Genomic DNA, 24,265 nt, shown 5'->3' on the forward strand with positions numbered 1-24,265 from the left:
TTGGGAGAGGTGGTAATGAACTTATCGGCTTGCGGTAGCCGCGGTAAGTGGTAGTTGTTGAGTGGTGCAATGCTCGATCAGGTCAAGCAATTGCTGCCGGAACAGCTCCATGAGCTGCCGCACTTGGTGTTCGTCGCTTCGTTTTGGGTTGTACCGGCATTTAAGAAGTAGTTGCCCGTCGATGATAATGCCGCTCATATCCAAATCGAATAGCAATTCGGTGGCCGGGCTGACCGGATCCCGGGGCGAATAGATCGGTGTGTCGAACTGCGCCAGCTCGGCCGACGCGGTTCCGAGGTAATCCCCTAAATAATTGAACAGCACTTCCGGGTAAACCGGGACTTCGTTTTTATGGATGTATTTCCATAGCTCATACCCAATGCCCTTATGCGGGACTCGTTGCAGCTGTTCCTTCGTGTGGGTTAGCTGGTCGGCAAATTCGCCGTTCGCACGTAACTCCAACAGAACCGGGTATCTCGTTGTGAACTGGCCGACTGTCCGGGTCACGTCAACCCCCGGAATAACTTCTTCTCGGCCGTGACCCATCATCGCAATCACCTGCCGGTCGTGCCCGTTCCAGGCCCGCAGCGCCAGGCCCAGGGCCGTGAGCAGTACGTCGCCGCTCTGGGTCTGGTAGGCCTGGTTAACCTCTTGCTGGAATTGCTTGGTTTGCCGCCGGCTCAGGGGCAGCGCAATTTCTTGCATATCGGCCCAAACGCCTTTGGAGGTAAGGCCAGCGGTGGGCTCGGTGTTTTCTTTAATCACCTCATCGGCTAGCTGCCAGTAAGCGGCCTCCCGGGCCAGCTGCGAGCCAAACGCATAGCGGTGCAAGGCTTCGGCCCACTGCTGATAGGAAGTGGTTTTTTTCGGTAGACGGATGGCCTGCCCCTGCTCCAATTGGTGGTAGGCTTTTGCCAGGTCGTCCACGATGATCTGGATGGCTACTCCATCGGCTACCAGCTCATGAACAAAGCAGAACAGGTGGTCGCCGACGCTGGCTTTAAACAGGCCCAGGCGGAACAACGGACCGGTCGACAGGTTGGTGTTCGAGTACAGCTGTTCGGCGGCGTGCCGAATGGCTTCTTCTTCCGAAGCGGCCCCCCGGACATCCACTACCTGCAACTCGAATAAGTCACAAGCTTCCGGGCCTTTATTGTACTGTACTATCTTTCCGCTATCGTCGCGGTAGATCATCCGCAAGGCATCGTGATGACGCACTACGGCTTGCAGGGCCTGCGTCACGTGCTGTTCGTCGAAGCCCTTTGCCTGGTACAGGCACCAGAATAGATGCTGGTTCCCTTTGTCTGACCCGTTGAAGTGCAGGAACCACTGCTGAGCCGGGGTCAGCTTCACTACCCCTTCCACGGGGCCTTGTTCGGCTTCCCGGATGATGGGCTCGACCTGTTCGGCCTGCGCTCCCAGAACGGGGTGCTGAAACATCTTGGCCATGGTGATGGTGAGGCCCTGCTGCTGCAGGTGCGCAATGGCTTGAATGGCTTTAATAGAGTCGCCGCCGAAGAAAAAGAAGTTATCCTCAAGGCCCACGCGCTCCGTTTTTAGCACCTTCTGCCAAGCCGCCGCCAAGGCTTTTTCCGCCTTAGTGCGGGGGGCCACGTAGGCGACTGCGGCGTAGCCTTTGTCGGGCTCCGGCAGAGCTTTTTTGTTAACCTTGCCGCTGACGTTTACGGGCATAGCATCCAGCCGGACGAAATAGGCGGGGAGCATATACTTCGGCAGGTGGGTGAGCAGATGAACACGCAGCTCCTCTATCGGGAAAGCCGGCCGGGTAGTATCGGTCGGTACGTAGTAGGCGCACAGGTAGTGGTCCGCACTGTCCGGCTCCGGGCGGGCTACGACGGTAGCCTCAGCCACCCCGTGGTAATTCAGCAGGGCCTGCTCGATTTCGCCCGGCTCAATGCGGTAGCCGCGGACTTTCACCTGCTCGTCTTTCCGGCCGAGGTATTCGAGGTTGCCGTCCTCCAGCCAGCGGGCCAGGTCTCCCGTCCGGTACAGCCGGCCGGCAGCGAAGGGGTTGGCAATGAATTTTTCCCGGGTAAGCACGGGCTGGTTGAGATAGCCCCGGGCCACTCCGGCCCCGCCGATGCACAGCTCGCCCGGCACGCCCAGCGGCTGAATCCGCAGCTCCTCATCCAGGATGTACACCTGCGCGTTAGCGATGGGGCGCCCGATGGGAATGGAGGCATACTGCTGTTCGAGCGCGGCCCCAGGCGGGCAGTGGAAGAAGCTGGCGGCGATGCTGGCTTCGGTCGGCCCGTAGGCGTTGATGTAGGTCACGTGCTCCTTCCACAGGTTGGCCAGCGCAAAGCTGCTGGCCGAACCCGCGGTGAGTAATACCCGCAAATGGGGGAGGCGACCAGGCTTGAGCTGTGCCGCATAAGCCGGTGGCAAGGTGGCAACCGTAATGCGCTGCCGGGTAAGATACTCCTCGAAATCGCGGTAGTTGCTGATAGTGGCCGCCGGCACCATGTGCAAGCTGGCCCCCGACCCGAAGGCCATGAAAACCTCCGACAGCGAAGCATCAAAGCTGAGGCTGGCAAATTGCAGGACCCGGTCGGTGGGCGTCAGCCCAAATGCCTGCTGGTAGGCAATGGCATGGTTAACCAGCCCGCCGTGCTCGACCATCACTCCTTTAGGCCGGCCCGTACTACCCGAGGTGTAAATAAGGTAAGCCAGCTGAGTGGGCGAGCCCTTGAATGCGACTTGCTCTGAACTATGCCGCGCTACGGCCCGCCGGTCCAGCTGCTGCTTGTGCTTGCGGGCGGGCGAAGCGGTTTGCTGCTTAGCTACCGTCAGCAGCGCATCGTACCGGAACTGCGTTAACTCGTTGCGGATCTGGTGGATTTTCTCGGAGAACTCAACTTGCTGTAGGGCGGCCTGCTCCTGCAATAGGTCTTCGAAAAAGCGCTGGTCGATGAACAGCTCTTTTGACAAGTCCGTCCGCGTGACGTAGCCCGCTGCCTGGTGCTGCTGCTTAAAGTCTTCCAGCGAGGCCGCCAGGGCCGCCTTCTTACGCTGGTCCATCACATCACCCACGAAGATGAGCCCTCGATCCGACAGCTTGTCGACGCACTTACTGATTACCTGCCTCAGGTAGTGGTGGCCCAGGAAGGCCTGAACCACGCTGTTGATAATCACAATGTCGAATCCGCCTTCGGGCAGCTGATCGATCTCGTGGGCCGCCAGCACGTGCAAATGGATGTTGCGGAACCCGGCGGCTTCTACTCGCTCCTGCGTTTTCGACAAAATCACGCCCGATAAATCGGTCCCGCAGTAGTGAGCCACGTGGGGCGCGAGCTGGAACATGCTCAGGCCGGACGAACAGCCAATCTCCAGTATCCGGGTGTGGGCGTGCAAGTAAGGCTGGAGCTTGAGAAAGATGTTTTCGGCGTACTCCGCCATTTCCGGCTCGCTGAGGTATTCGCCCGTGTAGCTGCTCTTCCAGCCGCCGCCCATGATGGCATTCTCAGCCTCTTCACCGATGTAATCCCATAATTGCTGGCTCATCAGATCATTCCCCTGCTTTTCCACTTCCGCGTAAACGTCGTCCGTATCCAGGCATACGTAGGTCCGGACGTCGCTTTCCCACTGCAGGCGGTTCAACAAGCGCACATGGTCTTTGCCGGACAGCACGATTCGTACTGCCGCATCGGCCAGGGCGTGCTGCAGCCGCTCTTCGGGCAGCTGCGGATCGAGGGGAACGTAGCAGCCGCCGGCTTTCAGAATACCGATCATGCCGATGATCATTTCCGGCGAACGATCTACCAGCAGGGCCACGGGCTCTTCCGCCCGCAGCTGCTGTTCTTCTGCCAGGAAGCGAGCCAGCTGGTTGGTCCGCTCATCTAATTCCTGATAGGTAAGCTGCTGGTCCTCGTAAACCAGTGCTACCGCCTGAGGCGTGCGGGCCGCTTGCTGGGCCAGGCACTCATGGATTGTACCCGCCGCTGGTTGAACCCTTGGTGTATCATTGAACTCCGCTACCAACTGCTGTTGCTCGGTGGGGGAGAGCAGTTCAATGGCCATTAGCGGAACCCGGATATTGGCCGTGACCTGCTCCGCGATGGCTTGAAAATGCCGAGCCATTCGTTGGGCCGTCGCGGGCTTAAATAGCTCGGTGCTGTACTCCAGCCGCAGGCCTAGCTGCTGGTTGCTCTCCCAAGCCTCCAGGTGCAGGTCGAACCGGGTGGTAGCAAAGGTGTCGGCGTGCTGGTAGGGCGTCAGGGTAAGCGCCGATTCGGCCCGGTTGGCTTCTTCGATGTTCTGCAACACAAAGGACACGTCGAACAAGGGATTACGCGAGGCGTCCCGGGCTGTTTTGAGCTCATGCACCAGCACGTCGAATTGGTAGTCCTGGTTGTCGAAAGCCGATAGGGTGGCCTGGTGCACTTGCCGCAGGTATTCGACAAAAGGCTGCGGCGCCTCCGGGGTTGTTTTTACCACCAGCATGTTGATGAACATGCCGACGACTTCCTGCAGGTCGGCGTGCGTCCGGTTGGCCGACCCTGACCCTACGACGATGCTCTTTTCGCCCGTGTAGCGGTGCAGCAGGGTCTTGAAAAGAGTGAATAGCACCACGTAGAGCGTGGTTTGCTCGTCCCGGGCCAGTTGCTTCAGCTGGTTGGTCAGCTGCTCATCGAAGCGAAAGAAGACGTAGTTGCCCTGGAAGCTCCTGGTTTTCGGCCGGGCGTAATCGGTTGGCAGGTTCAGCACGGGCACCCCGTCGCGGAACTGCTCCAGCCAGTACTGCTTTTGGCGGGCTACTCGTTCGCTCGTGAGCTGGCTTTGCTGCCACACGGCGTAGTCCTTGTACTGCAAGGCCACGGGCGCCAGCTCCTGGCCGGCGTATAACCGGGCTAATTCCTGGTCAATAATCTCTTCCGAAACGCCGTCGGTGATGATGTGGTGTTTGTCGACCAGCAGGATGTGGGCCACGCCTGGCCCTTGCTTCACCCGCCACAGCCGGGCCCGGAGCAAGGGGGCCTGCGTCAGGTCGAAGGGCCGGGTGAACTCCCTGACCACTTGCTGGATTTCCGGACCCGCTACCTCCCACTCCGGGCGCTGCTCGTAGGCCAGTGAGAAGGAAATTCGGGGGGTAATCCGCTGCACCACCTGGCCGTCGACGAGGTGGAAGGAGGTTCTCAACGATTCGTGTCGGGCAATGAGCTGGTTAAAGGCTTTTTCTAGTTGCGCAACGTCTACTTCTCCCTCAATCACTGAGGCCGAAGGCGTAATGTAAGCCGTGCTCTCCCGATCAAGCTCATACAGCGCGTACATCCGCTTCTGGGCCGAGGACAAGGGGTAAAACGGGCTTTCCGGCGCCGGCGGGATGGCGTAGGCAACCGGCTCAGCGGCAATCTGCCCGGCGAAGGAGGCCGCCAGTTGCCGGATAGTGGGCTGTTCGAACAGCTGCCGGATGGACAAGGCTACCTGCAGTTCCTTGCCCGCTTTGGCCAGCAACGCAATGGCCTTCAGTGAGTGCCCTCCTAGCTCAAAGAAATTGTCATCGATCCCAACTTGTGCTACTTTGAGCACGTCTTGCCAGATCGCAGCCAGCTTGGTTTCTGCTGCCGTACGGGGCGCTACGTAGCCGGTGTGGCCCTGGCTCCGGCCGGGCAGGGGCAGCGCTTGCCGGTCCAGCTTGCCGTTGGCATTCAACGGCAATTGATCCAATTCGACGAAATACTGCGGCACCATGTAGTCGGGCAGCTGCTCCAGCATCCGCTTACGCAAGACCTGAGCCGATACCTTCGGATGATCTGCGCTAGGGACGTAGTAGGCGCACAAGGCCTTATCTTCCGAATCAGTGGCTTGCGCTACTACTGCGGCTTCCCGCAGTTCGGCCTGCTGCAAGAGCACTTTGGTTACTTCGCCCAACTCAATGCGGTAGCCCCGGACTTTTACCTGCTCGTCCTGCCGTCCCACAAATTCCAGCGTGCCATCGTTTAGCCACCGGCCCCGATCCCCCGTTTTATACAAACGGCCGTCGCCGAAAGGGTTATCCACGAACTTCTCGCTGGTCAACTCTGCCTGGTTAAGGTAGCCGCGGGCCACGCCCACGCCGGCCACGCCGATTTCGCCGGGTACCCCCACTGGGGTTTGTCGCTGCTGCTCATCCAGCACGTACAGCTGGTAGTTGGCTACCACCTCCTCAAACCCGTTTTTACCCACCTGGCACTGGCTTACCAGCGCATCAATGGTGGTTTCGGTTTGTCCGTACACGTTGTACAGGGGGTAGCCTTTAGCTACGATTAGCTCCTTCCATTTCTCCGGCAGCTTATCGCCGCCGCACAGCACTATTCGCAGCTCTTCGATTCGCTCTCCTTCCGCCAGGTACTCGTGCAGGGTATCGGGAATGAGCTGGATAAACGTAATGCCCTGCTCCCGGATGTAGCGGCGTAGGGCCGGCGGGTCGAAGACCAGCGCCTGGCTGGGCAGGAACAGCGGCAAGCCATTCATGAAAGCGGAGAACATCTCCTGCAAGGCAATGTCGATGACAACGTTGGTGAGCTGCAGCAGCCGGTCGGTATGGCGGAGCTGGTACTTCTCGTTGTAGTAGTAAAGCAGGTTCACGATGGAACGGTGCTCGATCATAATGCCCTTGGGCTTGCCGGTGGTGCCCGAAGAGTAGATCACGTACGCCAAGTGCTGGGGCTGCGTCGTGCGCGGCGGGTTGCTCCGCTCCCCCCGGGGAATGGTAGCGAGGTCTACGGCTGCGGAATGGAGGGCCTCGGCCAGGTGTAACTGCTCCGTCAGCAGCGCCCGGCATCCGCTCTCCTGCAGAATGGCCAGCTTACGCTCCCGCGGATAGGCTGGGTCGACGGGCACGTAAGCCGCGCCGGCTTTCAGGATCCCCAACAGGGCGACTACCAGATCGGCCGAACGGCCCAGCAGCAACCCCACCCGGTCGTCGGGCTGGAGCTGGTAATGAGTTTGCAGGTAGTGCGCTACCTGGTTGGCCCGTTCGTTCAGGGTTTGATAGGTAAGCTGCCCCTCGTCCGTTACTAGCGCAATGGCGTGCGGGGTACGCGCGGCTTGGGCTTCAAACAGGTCGGGCAAGGTATCTTCCTGCGGATAGGCCCGCCCAGTCATGTTCACGGCTTGCAACAACGCCTGCTCGTGCGGCAGCAGGGCGGTAATGGCGGCATCGCGCAGCGAAATCTCAGGGTCGCGGGCGATGGTTTCGGCCAGTTGCACGAAGTACTGCCCGATATGGGTCACCAGCCAGTCCTCGTACACCTGCGCGTTGTAGGCCAGCTCCAGCATCAGCTCCTCGCCCGGGTAAGCCGTTACGTCAAAGTCATAGTTCGACTGCTCAATGCTCGCCTCGGCCGACAGGGTGAAATCAGCCTGGCCGTGCTGCTCCGGAGTAGCCCGCACAACCGGGTAATTCTCGAACATGACCAGGTGGTCCAGCAATTGCCCTTTAGGCGAGCTCTGCTGCTGAATTTCGGCCAGGCCCACGTGCTCGTAGGCCTGCATCCGCAGGTGGTCGGTGTGCAACTGGGTCAGCAGCTCGGCGAACGTCGGGCAATCCTGGCAGTTGACGCGTACCGGTACGCTGTTGACGAACAAGCCCACAATCTGGTCTACTGCCGCCAGGTCGGCGGGCCGGCCCGCGCTAATTCGCCCGAACACCACGTCGTCCTGACCGCTATAGCGCCGCAGCACCAGGGCCCAGAGGGCCTCGAACACCGTACTCAGTGTAACCTGGTGGGTTCTGGCTAACGCGCGCAAGGCATCCGTCACCGGTTTGCTCAGCCAGCGCGTGTGTTTCACCAGTTGGTAGCCGGGGCGCCCGGTCCCCGTTTTCTTTGGGAGCCCCGCGGGGTGCTCATACCCGGCCAGGTAAGCTTGCCAGTGAGTGAGGGCCTCTTGCTTGGGCTGCTTTTTCAGCCAGTCGATGTAGTGGCTGTACGCGGGGGCCGGCTCAACCACTAACGGTAGCCGTTGGCTGGCCAGCTGGTAGAACTGAATAAACTCGTTGAGCAGCAGCGGGACGCTCCAGCCGTCCAGGATAATATGGTGATAGGTCCACACCAATTTGCTGGCGTTCTGGCCCGTTCGAATCAGGGACACGCGCAGCAGGCAGTCTTTGGCCAGGTCAAATCCCTGCTGCCGGTCGTCCTCGGCATACTGTTGCAGGTAAGCCGGTTGCTCCGTCGCCGGGAGGTACGTGAGGTCTTCGTAGCGCAGCTTAGCCTGGCGGGTTTTAAGGACAACCTGCTGGGGCTTGCTCAGCTTTTGGTGCACGAATACCGTGCGCAACACCTCGAACCGGGCAACCAGCGCATCCAGGGCTGCCTGGGCGTGCCGCGGCTCCCAGGGGCCCGCTATGTTATAAATAACCTGGGGAATATAAGCGAGCGAGGCAGCATCGGCCAGGTGATGATACAGGATGCCTTCCTGCAAAGGAGACAGATCAAGAAGCTTTTCAATTTTCTTCTCCGGACTGGTCTTGATAACTTTATTTTCCATTTCGTCAATGAGTTAAGCTGAGGAAGCCGTAGTGCTTGATTTGAGAATGCGCCGAGGGAGCCCGCAAGCGGACGTAGTCGTGCCAGGGCTTTAGAGCTAGTCGTTTAGGAAAGGGGAGGGGGTAAGCCAAATGCTCTGAGCGGGAAGTCTTGCCACCTTTCGTCTTAGAGCGATTTTCAGCTCCGTGTCCGTATAGTGAACGTCAGGCTCCCCTCTCCTGCGGCTTCGCGCATCAAGCGAACCGGGGTCTGCCCCGCAGGGGGCACGTGAGGCCCCCGGCCGCGCCGACTACAAACCACTTTAGATGTCAGCCAGGCTGTTTTCCAAATCACTCAGCTCTTCCATATCGATGCTGGTGGTCCCGTAGTCCGAAGGAGTAAAGGCGGCTTCCTCCTGGCTGGTACAATGCTCGATGAGGTGCAGCAGTTGTTCTCGGAACTGCTCCATCAGCTGCGTAATCTGGTCGGCGGGGTATTGCTGGCTATTGTATTGGCAGCTGAATGCTAATTCCCCGCCCTGAATCATGCCGTTCAGATTCAAGGCATAGGTTAGCTCGGCCTGCTCACTCCCGGCCAGACCAAACGAGTAGGCCACCGCCTCATTCGCCGGAAGCTCGCCCAGATAGTTAAAGCTTATTTCGGGGTGGCTCCTGGTTGAGGGCTCCTTGCGGTACCAGTATTTCCACAGGCCGTACCCGATGCCCTTGTGGGGCACCTGCCGTAACTGCTCCTTGGTCTGACGCACCAGGTACGATACGTCTTCGCCGGAAGGCGCATTTAGCACGAAGGGAAACAGGGTAGTAAACCAGCCTACCGTCCGGGTCAGATCAGCTCCCTCAATTATTTCTTCCCGGCCGTGCCCCTCCAACGCAATCACGTGCTGCGCCTGGCCGTCCCACGTGCGCAGGGCGAGGGCCAGGGATGTCAGGAGAAGGTCGTTCATCTGGGTTTGGTAGGCCTGATGCGCTTCGTACTGCAGCTGGCGGGTCTGCTGGGCGGTCAAGCGAACCTCCACTTGTTTGGCGTCGGCACCGGTACCCATATGCTTCGTTGGGGCTGCGGTCAGCAACTGATGTTCTATCTTTTCCCAGTAAGGCAGCTCCTCCCGCAGCCGGCCCCTGGTGGCGTAGGCATGTAGCTGTTCGGCCCACTGCTGGAAGGAAGTGGTTTTGGCGGGCAGCTTAATGGCTTGGTCTTGGCTGAGCTGCGCGTAAGCAGTGGCAAAGTCTTCCAGCAGAATGCGCCACGATACCCCATCCACTACCAGGTGGTGGACGGCCAGGAGCAGGTAGTCTCCGTGCTCCGTTCGGAACAAGCCCGCTTTCAGCAAAGGCCCGGCCGCCAGATCAATGCTGTTCTGCAAGGCAGTAGCGGCTTCGGTGATAAGCGCTTGCGGATCAGCTGCTCCCCGGGCATCAAGCTGCCGGAATTCGTACAGCGGGCCTTCCGGGCCCCGGTTGTGCTGAATGATTCCTGATGGTTCCTTCCGGTACACCATCCGCAGGGCGTCGTGATGCAGAACCAGGGCTTGTAGCACCCGCTGCACGTAGGCCTCCTTAAAGCCCTGCTGGTCGTGGAGGGCCCAGGGAAAGTTCCAATGGTGCTCATCCACGAAGTTCTGCTCGAAAAACCACTGCTGAATGGGGATAAGCCGTACCGGCCCCGTTACCAGGCCCTGGTCGATCTGAGCATCCAGTGGCGTGGCGTATAGCGCCGCTACTTTCAGCACGGTGTGCTGCATGAGGTGCGTGACGGTCAGCTTCAAGCCTTGCTGCTGCAAGCGGGAAACCACCTGGATAGCTTTAATGGAATCGCCGCCCAGCAGAAAAAAGCTATCATCCCGGCTTACCTGGGCCACCCCTAACACAGCCTGCCATACCTGCGCCAGCTTATTCTCAACTTCGCTCCGGGGGGCGATGAAATCTGTGGTGTCGCCTTGTTTAGTCGGGGCTGGTAACGATTTCCGGTCTATTTTACCACTTGTATTCAGGGGCAGCTGCGGTAGCTGCACGAAATACGCCGGGAGCATGTAAGCCGGGAGTTGGTCGTTCAAGTAAGCGCGCACCTGTTCGCCGTTGAGGGCCGGTTCTCCCGGCTGGGGGACGAAGTAGGCGCATAAATACGGCTCCGGCTGCCCGGCTTCCTGCCGGGCGACCACCACTGCCTCCCGGACCCGCGGGTGCTGGCGCAGCACCTGCTCGACCTCACCGGGCTCGATGCGAAAGCCCCGAATCTTGACCTGCTCGTCCTGCCGGCCCAGGTACTCAAGGTTACCATCGGGCAGCCACCGGGCCACGTCACCCGTGCGGTAGAGCCGTCCCGCCCCGAACGGGTTGGGCCCGAACTTGGCGGCCGTCAGCTCGGGGCGGTGGTGGTAACCGCGGCCCACGCCGGCTCCGCCAATGCAGAGCTCGCCGGGCACGCCGACGGGCACAAGTTGCCCGTCGGCATCGAGCAGGTAGACCTGCACGTTGGCCAGGGGCTTGCCGATGGGCACCGAAGCGTATCGGGAAGCCAGGGGCAGCTCGTGGCGGGTGTAGGGGAAGAGGGTGGCAGCCACGCTGGCCTCGGTCGGGCCGTAGGCGTTGACGTACGTCAACTGCTGGCGCCAGCGCTCGGCCAGGGCCGGGGTGCTGGCCGAGCCGGCCGTGCTGAGCACGCGTAGCGTGTGCACCCGGGCGGGCTCAAGGTAGGCAGCGTAAGTAGGGGGGAGGGTAGCGACGCTGATGCGGTGCTGGTTGAGGTAGTGCTCGAAGGCGCGGTAGTCCTCGATGGTAGCGCGGGGCACCAGGTAGAGCGCGGCTCCAGCGGCCAGCGTGATGAAAATCTCGTAGGTAGAGGCATCGAAGCTGATGGAGGCGAACTGCAGCACCCGGTCTGAGGAGTTAAGTCCCCACGCCGCCTGGTAGGCAAAGGCCAGGTTGATCAGGCCGCGGTGCTCGATCAGGGCGCCCTTGGGCCGGCCCGTCGTACCCGAGGTATAAAGAATGTAAGCCAGGTCCGTGGGCTGATTGACCAGCGTCGGGTTGTCCCTGCTGGCTTCCTGAACAACGGAATCAGTTAAGCGCAGTACTTCTTGGGTTTCCAATGCGATCCCGCCGCTGCTGACTACTAACCGGGCCGCGCTATCAACCAGTACATAGCTGATTCGTTCGGCAGGATAAGCCGGATCAATGGGGAGGTAGCAGCCGCCGGCCTTCAGAATGCCCAGCATGCCAACGACCATGTCGGGGGAGCGCTCCACCAGCAGCCCCACCACCGTATCCCTGGCTACTCCCCTTGCCCGCAGGGCGTGAGCCAGCTGGTTGGCCTGCTCGTTCAGCTCCCGGTACGTCAGTTGCTGGTCTTCATGCACCACCGCTACGGCATCGGGAGTCTGGGCCGCCTGCTCCTCGAAAACCTGCTGCACCGTTTTGTTGTCAGGATAAGCGACCTGCGTAGCATTCACCTGCTGCAACAGCGTTTGTTCCTGCGGCAGCAGAGCCGTTAGCGAGGGTGAGTTGAGGGCGATGCCTGGCTCCTGCGCAATGGTATGAGCCAGGTGCTCCAAATAGGCGGCGATGTAGCCGACCAGCGCCTCGCTGTACTGGCTGGCGTTGTATTCCAATCTTATCGTTAGCTCCTCGCCGGGAATGGCGGCTACCGTAAAATCATAGTTGGTTTGCTCAACCCCCTGTTCCAACTGTAAGGTGAACTCCTCAGCGGGCCCTTCCGCGCCGCTACCAGCCGGGTAGTTCTCAAATACAACCAGATGGTCGAGCAATTGCCCCTTGAGCGGGCTCTGCTGCTGGATATCGGCCAGCCCTACGTATTCGTGCGGCTGCATCCGCAGGCTTTGGTCGCGCAGCTTCGCCAGCAGGTCCAGGAACGTCGCGCTGCCTTGGCGGCTGACCCGTTGCGGAACCGTGTTGAGGAATAAGCCCACTATCTGCTCGACTCCAACCAGCTCCGCCGGCCGGCCGGCGGTAACTCGTCCGAATACCACGTCGTCCTTCCCGCTGTAGCGCTGTAGCACAAGCCCCCACAGCGCCTCAAACACAGTACTCAGCGTCGTTTGCTGGCCGATGGCCAGGGCCCGCAACTGAGCCGTGGTTTGTTGGTTAAATCGCAGGTTGTGCTTCCCGAGCTCGAAATGGGAACTGGCCTGGGGGGTGAGTTTGGGCAGAGAAGCGGTTTCCTCATAACCCGCCAGATACTCCCGCCAGTGGTTTAACGCCAGCTGCCGGGGCTGCTGCTTCAGCCAGTTGATGTAGCGGCTGTAGGGCGGGCTGGCGGTGGTGGGTAAAGGCTGGTGCTGCTGCGCTAACTGGCAGAGCCGGGTGAAGTCCTCGATCAACAAGGGAAAGCTCCAGCCGTCGACGATGATGTGATGATGGGTGAGCACCAACTTGTGCGTCCGCGGGCCAGTCTTGATCACGGAGAGCCGCAACAGGCAGTCTTTCGACAAATCAAAGCCCCGTTGGCGGTCGGTGGCGTAATAGCCTTGTAAAAACTGGGCTTGCTCATCGGCGGCTTGCGGCGAGCAGTCCTCGTAGCGCACGTGCACCTCGCGCTGCTTAAGCACAACCTGTTGGGGCTTACTGATTTTCTCGTAGGCAAACACGGTCCGTAGCACTTGGTGCTTGGCGACCAGGGCCTTCATGGCCGCCTCAAAGTGGGGCGGCTGCCAGTCGCTCTCCAGGGTGTAGACAAACTGGGAAACGTACGCGTCAAAGTCTGGCTGGGCCAGGTGATGGTACAGCATTCCCTCTTGCAGGGGGGATAGCGAGTAGATATCCTCAATGGTAGACTGCATGTAGAAAGAGTTAGGAGCTTTTAGAAATTGCTGAACTGGCCTTGCAACAGAGCCAGATCGTCGAGCGACAAGTCATTGGCGCTGAAATCGGAAGGCGTCAAGGCGGGCTGCATCTGGTTCATGCAGTGGTCGATCAGGTTGCTTAGCTGCTCGCGTAACCGCTCCAGGAGGTGTGCCACTGACGCTTGCTCAAACCGCTTGCTATTGTAGTGGCAGCGTAAGGTCAATTTTCCGGCCCGGATACTGCCTACTAGCTCGATATCGGTTACCAGCTCACTGGCCGGGCTGGTCGTAATGCCCACTGAGTAAGGAGAAGGCTGCAGGCCCGCTGCAACATCGCTTTCGTTAAACTCGCCCAGGTAGTTAAAATCCACCAGGGGGTACGGGCGCTCAGCCGGGTGCTCCCGGCTCAACAGGTGTCGCCAGATCTCGTAGCCGATTCCCTTGTGGGGCACCTGCCTTACCTGCTCCTTTATAGAGCGCAATTGATACGACAAGTCGTGGGGAAATTTCACGTTCAAGGGCTGCAGGAAGTGCGCTGTAAACCACCCCACTGTTCGGTTGACATCCACTCCCGGCACTACTTCTTCCCGGCCGTGCCCTTCGAGCATAATGATGTGCTTGTCTTGCCCAGTCCACTCCCACAAGGCCAGGGCCAGCGCGGTTAGTAGAACATCATTCATCTGCGTGCCATAAGCCTGATGGACTTCGTGCTGGAGGCGGCGCGTTTGCGGCTCACTCAGGCTAATCCACTCCAAGGCCAGGTCGGCCGTGGTTCCCACCGCTTGCCCCGGCGGAGTAAGGGCTTGTAAGTCTTGCTCAACCTGCTGCCAATAGGCGACTTCTTCCTGCAGCTGCGGACTGTGGGCGTACCCGTGCACCGCCGCGGCCCACTGCTGGAAAGAGCTGGTTTTGGGGGGTAGGCGAATGGCTTGTCCTTGCTGCAGCTGCTGGTAAGCCGTGGCAAAATCTTCCAACACAATGCGCCAGGAAACCCCATCCATAATCAAGTGATGAATAGACAGGAGCAGATGGTCGCCATCACTGGCCCGGAATAGCCCGGCTTTCAGCAAGGGGCCCGCGGCCAGGTCCATGCTTGCGTGCTGCTGCGTGCCGGCCTGTTCAATGGCCCGGCCTTCGTCTTCGGCGCCTTGCACGGTTACCACCCGTAAGTCGTAGGGAGCGCTTTCGCGGCCCCGGTTATGCTGCCGTACCTGGTCCTGCTCCGGTCGATATACCATGCGCAGGGCATCGTGGTGCAAAGCCAGGGCCTCTAACACCTGCCGAACGTGCTGTTCGTCCAACCCTTCGGGCCGGTGCAGCATCCAAGCCATTGAGAAGTGGTGGGGGTCGGTGAAGCGGAAGTCGAAAAACCATTGCTGAACCGGCGTGAGCTTGACGTCGCCCTGCACCAGCCCCTGATCCAGCGCAATGGTCAAGGGCTGCACCTGCAAGGCCGCCTCCCGCAGGCGCGGAAACTGCATCAGGTGGGCCACGCTGAGCTTAAAGCCTTGCTGGTGTAGCCGGGCCACTACCTGAATGCCTTTAATAGAATCGCCCCCGATCTCAAAGAAGTTATCGTTAAGACCGATAGGCGCTACTTTCAGCACGTCTTCCCACACTTCGACCAGCTGTTGCTCGATTTCGTTACGGGGGGCCACAAATTCTTTGCTGCGCTGAGTTTTGTCGGGCAAGGGCAAAGCCCGGCGGTCAATTTTTCCGTTGGCATTGACCGGCAGTTGCGGCAGCTCTACCAGATAGCTTGGCACCATGTAGCCCGGTAGCTGGCCCTGCAGGTATTCGCGCAGCTCTTCGCTTGGCCGCCCGCCCGCGTCGGCTAAAGGCAGGGTGTAGTAAGCGCACAAGTACTTTTCCTCTTCTGCCTCGCCCTGGGCTACCACTACTACTTCCCGCACTTGCGGGTGGCCCAGCAACGCTTTCTCAATTTCTCCTAATTCGATGCGGTAGCCCCGAATCTTAACCTGCTCATCCTGTCGGCCCCGGAATTCCAATCGGCCTTCCCAGGTTATTACCCCCCGGTCCCCGGTCTTGTAAAGCCGGCCTTCGGCGAAGGGATTCTCAATAAACTTCTCCTGGGTGAGAGCTGGTTGTTGCCAATAGCCCCGGGCAACCCCCACCCCGCCCACGCAGATTTCACCCGCCACCCCCACCGGCACGGGCTGCATTTGGTCGTCCAGCACGTACACCTGGCAGTTGTCCACCACCTCATCAAAGCCCTGAACTCCTGTTGTGCACTGACTGACCAAGGCATCAATGGTAGTCTCCGTCTGGCCGTATACGTTGTACAAGGGATACCCCTTGGCGACAATTGCGTCCTGTAATTCTCCGGGTAGCTTATCCCCACCGCATAAGAGGGTGGTCACCGACTCCAGGCGCTCCCCTTCCAGAAAGTATTCCCTGAGTGTGTCGGGGATTACCTGCACGAAGCTGATCTGGTTGGTCGCTATAAAACCCCGCAAGGCTTCCCGGTCGAAGATCATCTCCTGCGTAGGAATGTAGAGCGTCAAGCCATTGATCAGACTGCTAAAAATCTCCTGCAAGGCAATGTCGATAACCAGGTTTGTTACCTGAAGAATCCGGGTGTCCTGGTTAATGCAATAGCGGCGATTATAGTAGCGCAATAGGTTGATCAGGGAGCCGTGCTCAACCATAATTCCCTTGGGCTGCCCGGTTGTCCCCGACGAATAAATGACGTAGGCTAGGTCGGCCCCGGTGGAAGGCACAGCCGGCTTAGCCCGGCCGTTCATCACGGCCGCTGAATTGACATCCACGAGCTGTACGGTTGCCAATTCTCCCTGAATATGAGCCGGATTAGCAATGAGCACCCGGCAGGCGCTCTCCTGTAAAATTATCCGCTTGCGCTCCATTGGGTAAGCCGGATCGAGCGGCACGTAAGCGGCCCCTGCCTTTAGGATGCCCAGGAGAGCGACTACTTGCTCGACCGAGCGCTCGAGCATTAAGCCTACCAGCTCGCCCGGCTTAACGCCGCGCTCGATTAAGAAGCCCGCTACTTGATCGGACCGCCGTTGCAGTTCCCGATAGCTTACTTGCTGCTCCTGAAAAACCAGCGCCACTTCGTCGGGGCGCTGCGCGGCCTGCTTCTCAAACAAGCCGTGTAAGGTCTCATCTGGCTGATGAGGTGCTAAGTGGTTGTACATATCCATTACTAGGCGGTCTAGGAGTTCTGTAAGCTGGCCACCTGCGCTTGCCGGCGGGGCGGTACGGCGGCATTAAATCGGGCCATCAAAGCCCGCTCAGCACCGGTCAGAATACTTATTTCTTTCAAAGGCATATCGGGCCGGGACGCTACCTGCTTCAGTACCTGGAGGTATTGCTGCGCGAGCCGTTCCATGGTTTCCGGCCGGAATAAGTCTTTGCGGTAGTTCCACTGAAAGTACAGTTTCCCTTTATCCTCCCTTAAACAATCCAGTACCAAGTCGAACAGGGCAACCCGGTGCGTATTCCCCTGATAGGCTGAAATCTCGCTGCCCCTCAGGTGCAGGCCCTGACTGTCCTGGTTATGAAGCACCAGCATGGTGTCGAACAAGGGGCTACGGCTGGGATCCCGGGCGATTCGAAGCTCCTGCACCAACTCATCAAATTGATAGTCCTCGTGCGCGAAGGCTTCCATCGTGCCTTGCTTAACGCGTCGGATCAACCCGCTAAAGGGCTCTTGGGGCTGAAGCGCCATCTTTAAGGGCAGGGTATTGACAAACATCCCCACTACTTCCTCTAATTCGGGCCTGCCTCTTCCCGTCGTGATAGTGCCCACTACAATCTCCGGCAGGCTGGTGTATCGATGCCACAACGCATAGTAAGCCGCGAGCAAGACCGCGAACAGGCTGGCGCGATGGTCGGTAGCCAGCTGGTGCAGCTGAGTAACCAGCTCCGCCTCCGCCTCAAAGTGCCATACTCCTCCGATCAGGCTTTTCACGGCCGGCCGGGCGAAGTCCGAGGGCAGGGCCAAGACGGGCAATTCACCGGTAAACTGATCGAGCCAGTACTGTCGCGCCTGCGCCCGCCGCGCACTGTCCTGCTGCCCGAGCTGCCACACCGCGTAGTCCTTGTACTGCAGTGGCTTAAGGGGCGCCAATTCCTGGCCGGCGTACAGCGCACTCAGCTCCCGGTTGATTATACTCTCCGACACCCCGTCGCTGATAATGTGGTGCTTGTCCAGCAAGAGTAGATGGAGCTCTTCTCCCGCCTGCTGCACCTGCAGTAGCATTGCTCGCCAGAGGGGGGCGCAGGCCAGGTCGAAGGGCTTCGGGAAGGCCTGCACAAACTGGAGCACCTCCGGCCCGTCTACCTCCCAGTCGGGGCGGTGCTGACAGGGCAGAACAAAGCGTAGGGGCTCAATGCGCTGTCGTACTTCCCCATCTACCAGGGTAAAGCTCGTTCTGAGCGACTCATGCCGATCCGCCACTTGCTGCAAGGCTTGCTCCAGCCGCTGTTTGTCGACCCTGCCGCGTAGCACCAAAACCTGCGGCATGTTGTAGGCCGTGCTTTGCGGGGCTGTCGCCTGCTGCGCATACATCCGCCGCTGCGCTGCGGACAAGGGGTACGAAGCCTGAGTTGAAGCAGGCCGAATAGCTGCCTCCTGCGTTACGGCTGGTTGTCGCTGCAGGGCAGTTGCTAGCCCTTTAATAGTAGGATCAGCCAACAGGTCGCTAAAGGACGGTCGTTTGCCAAATTCCCTCTCCACCTGATTCACCAGGCTAATGGCTTTGAGCGAGTGCCCGCCCAAGCGGAAGAAGTCGTCGTGGATACCCACCCGCTCTATCTTCAGCACTCGCTGCCAGATAGTGGCCAAGCTTTCTTCCAGCTCCGTGGTCGGGGCGGTATAAGCTAGCCCCGTTTGCGGCTGGTCCGGCGCCGGCAGGGCTTTCTTGTCGAGCTTGCCGTTGATTGTTAGCGGTAAGCTGGCCAGCGGTACGAAGCAAGTAGGCACCATATGCCCCGGTAAATGCTGCTCTAAATAGGCGCACACCTGTTGGCTATCGGGGGCTGGTTCTCCCGGCTGGGGCACGAAATAGGCGCACAGATACGGCTCCGGCTGCCCGGCCTCCTGTCGGGCGACCACGACCGCCTCCTGCACCCGCGGGCACTGACGCAGCACCTGCTCGACCTCACCGGGCTCGATGCGAAAGCCGCGAATCTTGACCTGCTCGTCCTGCCGGCCTAGGTACTCAAGGTTACCATCGGGCAGCCACCGGGCTACGTCGCCCGTGCGGTAGAGCCGTCCCGCCCCGAACGGGTTGGATCCGAACTTGGCGGCCGTCAGCTCGGGGCGGTGATGGTAGCCGCGGCCCACGCCGGCTCCGCCAATGCAGAGCTCGCCGGGCACGCCCACGGGCACGAGCTGCCCGCCGGCGTCGAGTAGGTACACCTGCACGTTGGGGATGGGACGACCTATTGACGGTGCCCCTGCTTTTTTGCGCTCGCTCGCTACTTCGTACGTGGCGTCTACCGTAGTTTCGGTGGGCCCGTACATGTTCAGTAGCTGCACTCCCTCCAGCACCCGCCGGGATTGCGCAATCAGCTCGTCGCCCAGTGGCTCTCCGCCGCATACGATGTAGCGTAAGGCTAACTGTACCGGCCGGTCGGCCTGCTCGGCTACCACCAGCGATAAGTAGGAGGGGGTAATGTCGAGCAGCTGGATAGCCTGCGATTCCAATAAGGCCAGGTAGGCCCTTGGATCACGGCGCTGTTCCTCACTGGCTATTACCAGGGTGGTGCCCGCCACCAGGGAGGCAAAGATTTGTTCTACCGAGGCGTCAAATACATAGGAGGACGTTAGGAGCACCTTGCCCGTTAACGAGCGGTAAAGCAATTCCACTACCCACCCCAGGAGGTTAACCACGCTGCTGTGTTCGATCATGACACCCTTAGGCTGGCCCGTCGTACCCGAGGTGTAGAGAATGTAAGCCAGGTTGCCCGGCCCCGCCACCCGCGGTGGATTCTGGGCTTCCCCCTGATAGAGGCTGTCCTGGCTTACCTCCAGCACGGTCACGTGCGGGGCGTACTCCTGAGCTGCGGCCACGTTGGTGAGCAGCAGGCGGGCCCCGCTATCGTGGAGCGTGTACCGAATGCGCTCAGCCGGATAGGCCGGGTCCAGCGGGACGTAGCAGCCGCCGGCCTTGAGCACAGCCAGGATGGCCACGACCAGCTCGACGGAGCGTTCCACCAGCAGGGCCACAGCCGTCTCCGCCGCTACGCCCTGGGCCCGCAGCTGCCGGGCTAGCTGGTTGGCCCGGGCGTTGAGTTGCGCGTAGCTCAGCTGTTGCTGCTGGTAGATCAGCGCCACTGCGTCGGGCGTGCGGGCCACTTGCTCCTCGAACAGCGTTACCAGTGTCTGCTCCGGCGGGTATGCCACCGCCGTGGCATTAAACTCTTCCACCAGCTGTAACTTTTCTGCACTGCTGAGCATGCTCACGGCGTGCAGTGGCCGCGTCGGGTTAGCTACTACCGCTGCCAACAGCTGATGGTAGTGCTGCCCCATACGGGCTATGGTTTCCCGCTCGAACAGGTCGGGGTTGTAATTCAGCTCCATCTCCAACCCTTGCCCGCGCTGCCGCATAACCAGGCTCAAATCGAACTTGGCTACCTGATGCGCCTGCAGCTCGTACGGCACTACGGAAGCGGCCCCTAGCTGACCGGCTATAATCGGCTCGTTTTCCAGAGTGAAGAGTACCTCGAAGATCGGGTGCCGGCTCAGGTCCCGGGCCAGCTGTAGGTCCTCCACCACCTGCTCGAACTGGTAGGCCTGCTGCTCGAAGCCCGCCAGCACCAGCTGCTTGACCTGCTGCACGAAGCCACTAAACGAGAGGTCCCCCGCCGGCTGCGCCCGCAAGGCCAGCGTGTTGACGAACATGCCTACTATCCCTTCCAACTCGGCTGGTTCCCGCCCTGCCGTTACCGTACCCACTATCACATCCTGCTGCCCGCTGTACTTGCTCAGCAGCACGTAGTAGCCCGCCAGCAGCACCATGAACAGGGTAGCCCCCTCCTGGCGGGCCAGCCGCTGCAGCCCGGCCGCCAGCTCCGGTGCCAGCTCAGTACGCACGTGTGCTCCGCGTCCACTACGCTGCGGGGGGCGGGTGTGGTCGAGGGGTAGGTTGAGCACGGGCAGCTCGCCGCCCAGGTGGGTGAGCCAGTAGGCCCGGGCCGGGGCCAGCGCGGCGCTGTCCTGGCGGGCCTGCTGCCAGACGGCGTAGTCCTTGTACTGCAGGGCGACGTCCGCCAGGGACTGCCCGGCGTAGAGCTGCTGCAACTCCAGCCAGAGCACCTGCTCGGAAACGCCGTCGCTGGCGATGTGGTGCTTGTCGAGCAGCAGCAGGTGCATCGGTGCGCCGGCCTGGGGCTGCACTTGCAGCAGGGCAGCGCGCAGCAGGGGGGCCTGCTGTAAGTTGAACGGCTGCACAAACGCCCGGGCGAAGGCGGCCACCGCTTCGCCAGTCAGCTCCCAGTCGAGCTGCTCGTGGTAGTCTACCGTGAAATCAACCGTCGCTTCGATAGATTGGCGTACTTCCCCATTCTCGACCAGGAAGCGCGTGCGCAGGGCCTCGTGGCGCTTAACCAAGGTCTGCAGGGCGTCCTGTAGACGCGTCCGTTCCACTGGGCCGCGCAGCACCAGGGCCTGCGGCATATTGTAGGCCGTGCTCTGTCGGTCGAGCGCTTGCAGCGCGTAGAGCCGCTGCTGGGCCGACGAGAGCGGATACACCGCTGCCACCGGGGCGGGGGTAATGGTCGACTCCTGCTCAGCAGCTTGCCGCTGCTGCAGCACCCCCGCCAACCCGTGGATGGTGGGATAAGCCAGCACGTCGGCCAGCACCAAGCGTTTGCCTAGGGTCTTCTCCACCTGGCTCACCAGGCTGATGGCTTTGAGCGAGTGCCCCCCCAGGCGAAAGAAGTCGTCGTGGATGCCCACCCTCTCCAGCTGCAGCACCCGCTGCCAGATGCTGGCCAAGGTTTCTTCCAGCTCAGTGCCAGGGGCTTCGTAGATCTGCTCTGCCTGCTGCCAGTCCGGCGCGGGCAGGGCTTGCTTGTCGAGCTTGCCGTTGAGCGTCAGTGGCAGCGAGGCCATCTCGATCAAGTGCGCCGGGAGCATGTAGGTGGGCAGCTGGTGGCTCAAGTAGGCGCGCACCTGTTCGCCGTTGAGGGCCGGTTCTCCCGGTTGGGGCACGAAATAGGCGCATAAATACGGCTCCGGCTGCCCCAGCTCCTGCCGGGCGACCACCACCGCCTCCCGCACCCGCGGGCACTGGCGCAGCACCTGCTCGACCTCACCAGGCTCGATGCGAAAGCCGCGAATCTTGACCTGCTCGTCCTGCCGGCCCAGGTACTCAAGGTTACCATCGGGCAGCCACCGGGCTACGTCGCCCGTGCGGTAGAGCCGTCCCGCCCCGAACGGGTTGGATCCGAACTTGGCGGCCGTCAGCTCGGGGCGGTGATGGTAGCCGCGGCCCACGCCGGCTCCGCCAATGCAGAGCTCGCCGGGCACGCCCACGGGCACAAGTTGCCCGTCGGCATCGAGCAGGTAGACCTGCACGTTGGCCAGGGGCTTGCCGATGGGCACCGAGGCGTAGCGGGAAGTGAGGGGCGGCTCGTGGCGGGTGTAGGGGAAGAGGGTGGCAGCCACGCTGGCTTCGGTCGGGCCGTAGGCGTTGACGTAGGTTAGTTGGTGGCGCCAGCGCTCGGCCAGGGTCGGGGTGCTGGCCGAGCCGGCCGTGTTGAGTATGCGCAAGGTCTGCACCCGGGCGGGCTCAAGGTAGGCGGCGTAGGTGGGGGGAAGAATAGCGACGCTGATGCGGTGCTGGTTGAGGTAGTGCTCGAAGGCGCGGTAGTCCTCGATGGTGGCGCGGGGCACCAGGTAGAGCGTAGCCCCGGCGCCTAGCGTGATAAAGATTTCGCAGGTAGAGGCATCGAAGCTGATGGAGGCGAACTGCAGTATCCGGTCCGAGGAACTGAGATCAAAAGCATGTTGGTGAGCACAGGCCAGGTTGAGCAGGCCGCGGTGCTCGATCAGGGCGCCCTTGGGCTGGCCCGTCGTACCCGAGGTGTAGAGGATATAGGCTAGGTTGCTCGGCCCCGCCACCAGCGCCAGGTTACTACTGTTGCCCTGATAAATGTCGGCTTGGTTCACGTCAAGCACCGCCACATCCGGCGCGTACGCCTGGGCCGCGGCCACGTTGGTGAGCAGCAGCGGGGCGCCACTGTCGCGCAACGTGTAGCGAATGCGCGCGGCGGGGTAGGCCGGATCGATGGGCACGTAGCAGCCGCCGGCCTTGAGCACGGCTAGGATGGCCACCACCAGCTCGAGCGAGCGCTCCAGCAGCAGGGCCACGGGCACCTCCGCCGCCACCCCTCGCGTCCGCAGCACCCGCGCCAGCTGGTTGGCCCGCGCATTTAGCTCCCCGTAGCTCAGCTGCTGGTCTTCGTAGACCAGCGCCACCGCTTCAGGCGCGTGCGCTGCTTGCTCCTCGAAGCGGGCCACAATGGTTTGCTCCCGCGGATACTCGCAGTGCGTCGCGTTAAACTCTTCAACCAGTTGCTGCCGCTCCGGTTTGGTTAAGAATGGGATTTCGCTAAGCGCCGTTTCGGGGTTGCTAACTAGTCCTTCCAACAGTAAAAGGAAATGTTGAACAAACCGATCAATTGTTGCCTCACTGAATAAGCTGGGCTTATAATCTACTACTCCGCACACTTGCCCTCCTACCGAGCGCATTCTTAGCTGCAAGCTGGCCTCGGTAGTAGCAGGCCCGTCTACCCACTCCCACTTTTCCGCTCCCAGGTCCCACACTTCCCTGCCATCCTGTAGCTGAATAAAGGACTGATCCGCTAGGAGCTCGTTGGCAACTCGGTCCATCGAAATCCAGGAAAATGCTCCGCTGGACATCACCTGCTGGTTTTGCTCCCTAGTTAGCCCCAGGTCTTGCATCAGCCGGCTGTAGGGGTAGTCCTTGTAAGGCAGTACTACCTCCACTTTCTTGTCAATAGAGGCAAGCAATGCTCGGAAAGTCAACGCCCCATGCACTTGCAGCTGGATGGGGAGAAGGTTGGCAAAGTACCCTACTTCCCCGCGGGTTTCTTTCCCCCGGTTAGATGCCGGGAAAGTAAGGAGGATCTGCTCTTCTCCCGTATAACGATAAAGCAAGCAAGCGTAAGCTGCCAGATATACTTTAAAAGAAGTACTCTGGGATTCCTGCTTGAATTTTTCTGCCCGCTGGCCGACTGCCGAAGGAATTTTAAATGCCAGAGAGGCACTTTTGTTCTTTGCTACTAGCCCCTGTTCATGGTCTATTAGTAAAGTAGCCGAAGAAAACCCGTTGTTAAACTGATCCCGGAAAAACGATTGAGCCTGCTCAGCATTTCCGTGCAATAAATTATCCGCTTCTTTTTGCTGGAATTGGCTAAATACCTCAAGCGTCGGACCTTCTAACTTAGAAAGTTGATTCAGACCCAATGAGCTGTTGTAGGCCTTCCGCAGATCATACATTAGGACGGGAATGGAAAAACCGTCATAAAAGATATGATGACAATTAAGCAGGAAGTAGCTCTCTTCCCCTTTTCTTAATAAAATCCACCGCCATCCATTCTTTTTAAGATCAAATGGTTGCCCGGCTAATTCCGCCAGCTTCTGCTGAAGCTCCGCGTCTGAGCCTGCTGGTAGGGTAATATAGCTAAGCGACTGAATGGGCTGTGGGTGAACAACTAATACTGGTTCGCCGTCTTCAACTTTTACCGTCGTGCGAAGCATGGGATGCCGTTGCGTCACATACGCAATAGCATTTTCAAGCTGCTTGATGTCCATTGTCGCGGGTATTTTCCAAGCGGCTACCCGATTGATGCCTCGGCCTAGCTGATCGCTAACCCAAAGGCCTTTCTGCCCTTCTGATAATTTGAGGCGTTTTAATTGGTTGGTTTTCATAAGCTGGGGTAGACACCGATGCTAATCGGT

Annotated in this window: 4 protein-coding genes; all 4 read right to left on the bottom strand. The window is 60.2% G+C overall.

Features of this window, described 5'->3' with window-relative positions; translation table 11 throughout:
• Positions 1–21 precede the first annotated feature (21 nt).
• The 4 genes from IC235_RS04695 to IC235_RS04710 all read right to left on the bottom strand — a co-directional run bounded on the left by IC235_RS04695 (position 22) and on the right by IC235_RS04710 (position 24,235).
• A complete protein-coding gene (locus IC235_RS04695) occupies positions 22–8,493 on the bottom strand; it encodes a non-ribosomal peptide synthetase (protein ID WP_191004019.1) in 8,472 nt (2,823 codons plus the stop codon).
• A 300-nt stretch (positions 8,494–8,793) separates the two neighbouring features.
• Entirely contained in the window at positions 8,794–13,287 is a 4,494-nt protein-coding gene (locus IC235_RS04700; RefSeq protein ID WP_191004020.1) for a non-ribosomal peptide synthetase, read from the bottom strand.
• A gap of 20 nt (positions 13,288–13,307) precedes the next feature.
• Entirely contained in the window at positions 13,308–16,472 is a 3,165-nt protein-coding gene (locus IC235_RS04705; protein WP_191004021.1) for a non-ribosomal peptide synthetase, read from the bottom strand.
• Positions 16,473–16,483: 11 nt separating this feature from the next.
• Positions 16,484–24,235, bottom strand: a complete 7,752-nt coding sequence (locus tag IC235_RS04710; protein ID WP_191004022.1) for a non-ribosomal peptide synthetase — start codon at positions 24,233–24,235, stop codon at positions 16,484–16,486.
• Positions 24,236–24,265 lie beyond the last annotated feature (30 nt).

It is taken from the genome of Hymenobacter montanus, from assembly GCF_014699115.1.
Classification (GTDB): Bacteria; Bacteroidota; Bacteroidia; order Cytophagales; family Hymenobacteraceae; genus Hymenobacter; species Hymenobacter montanus.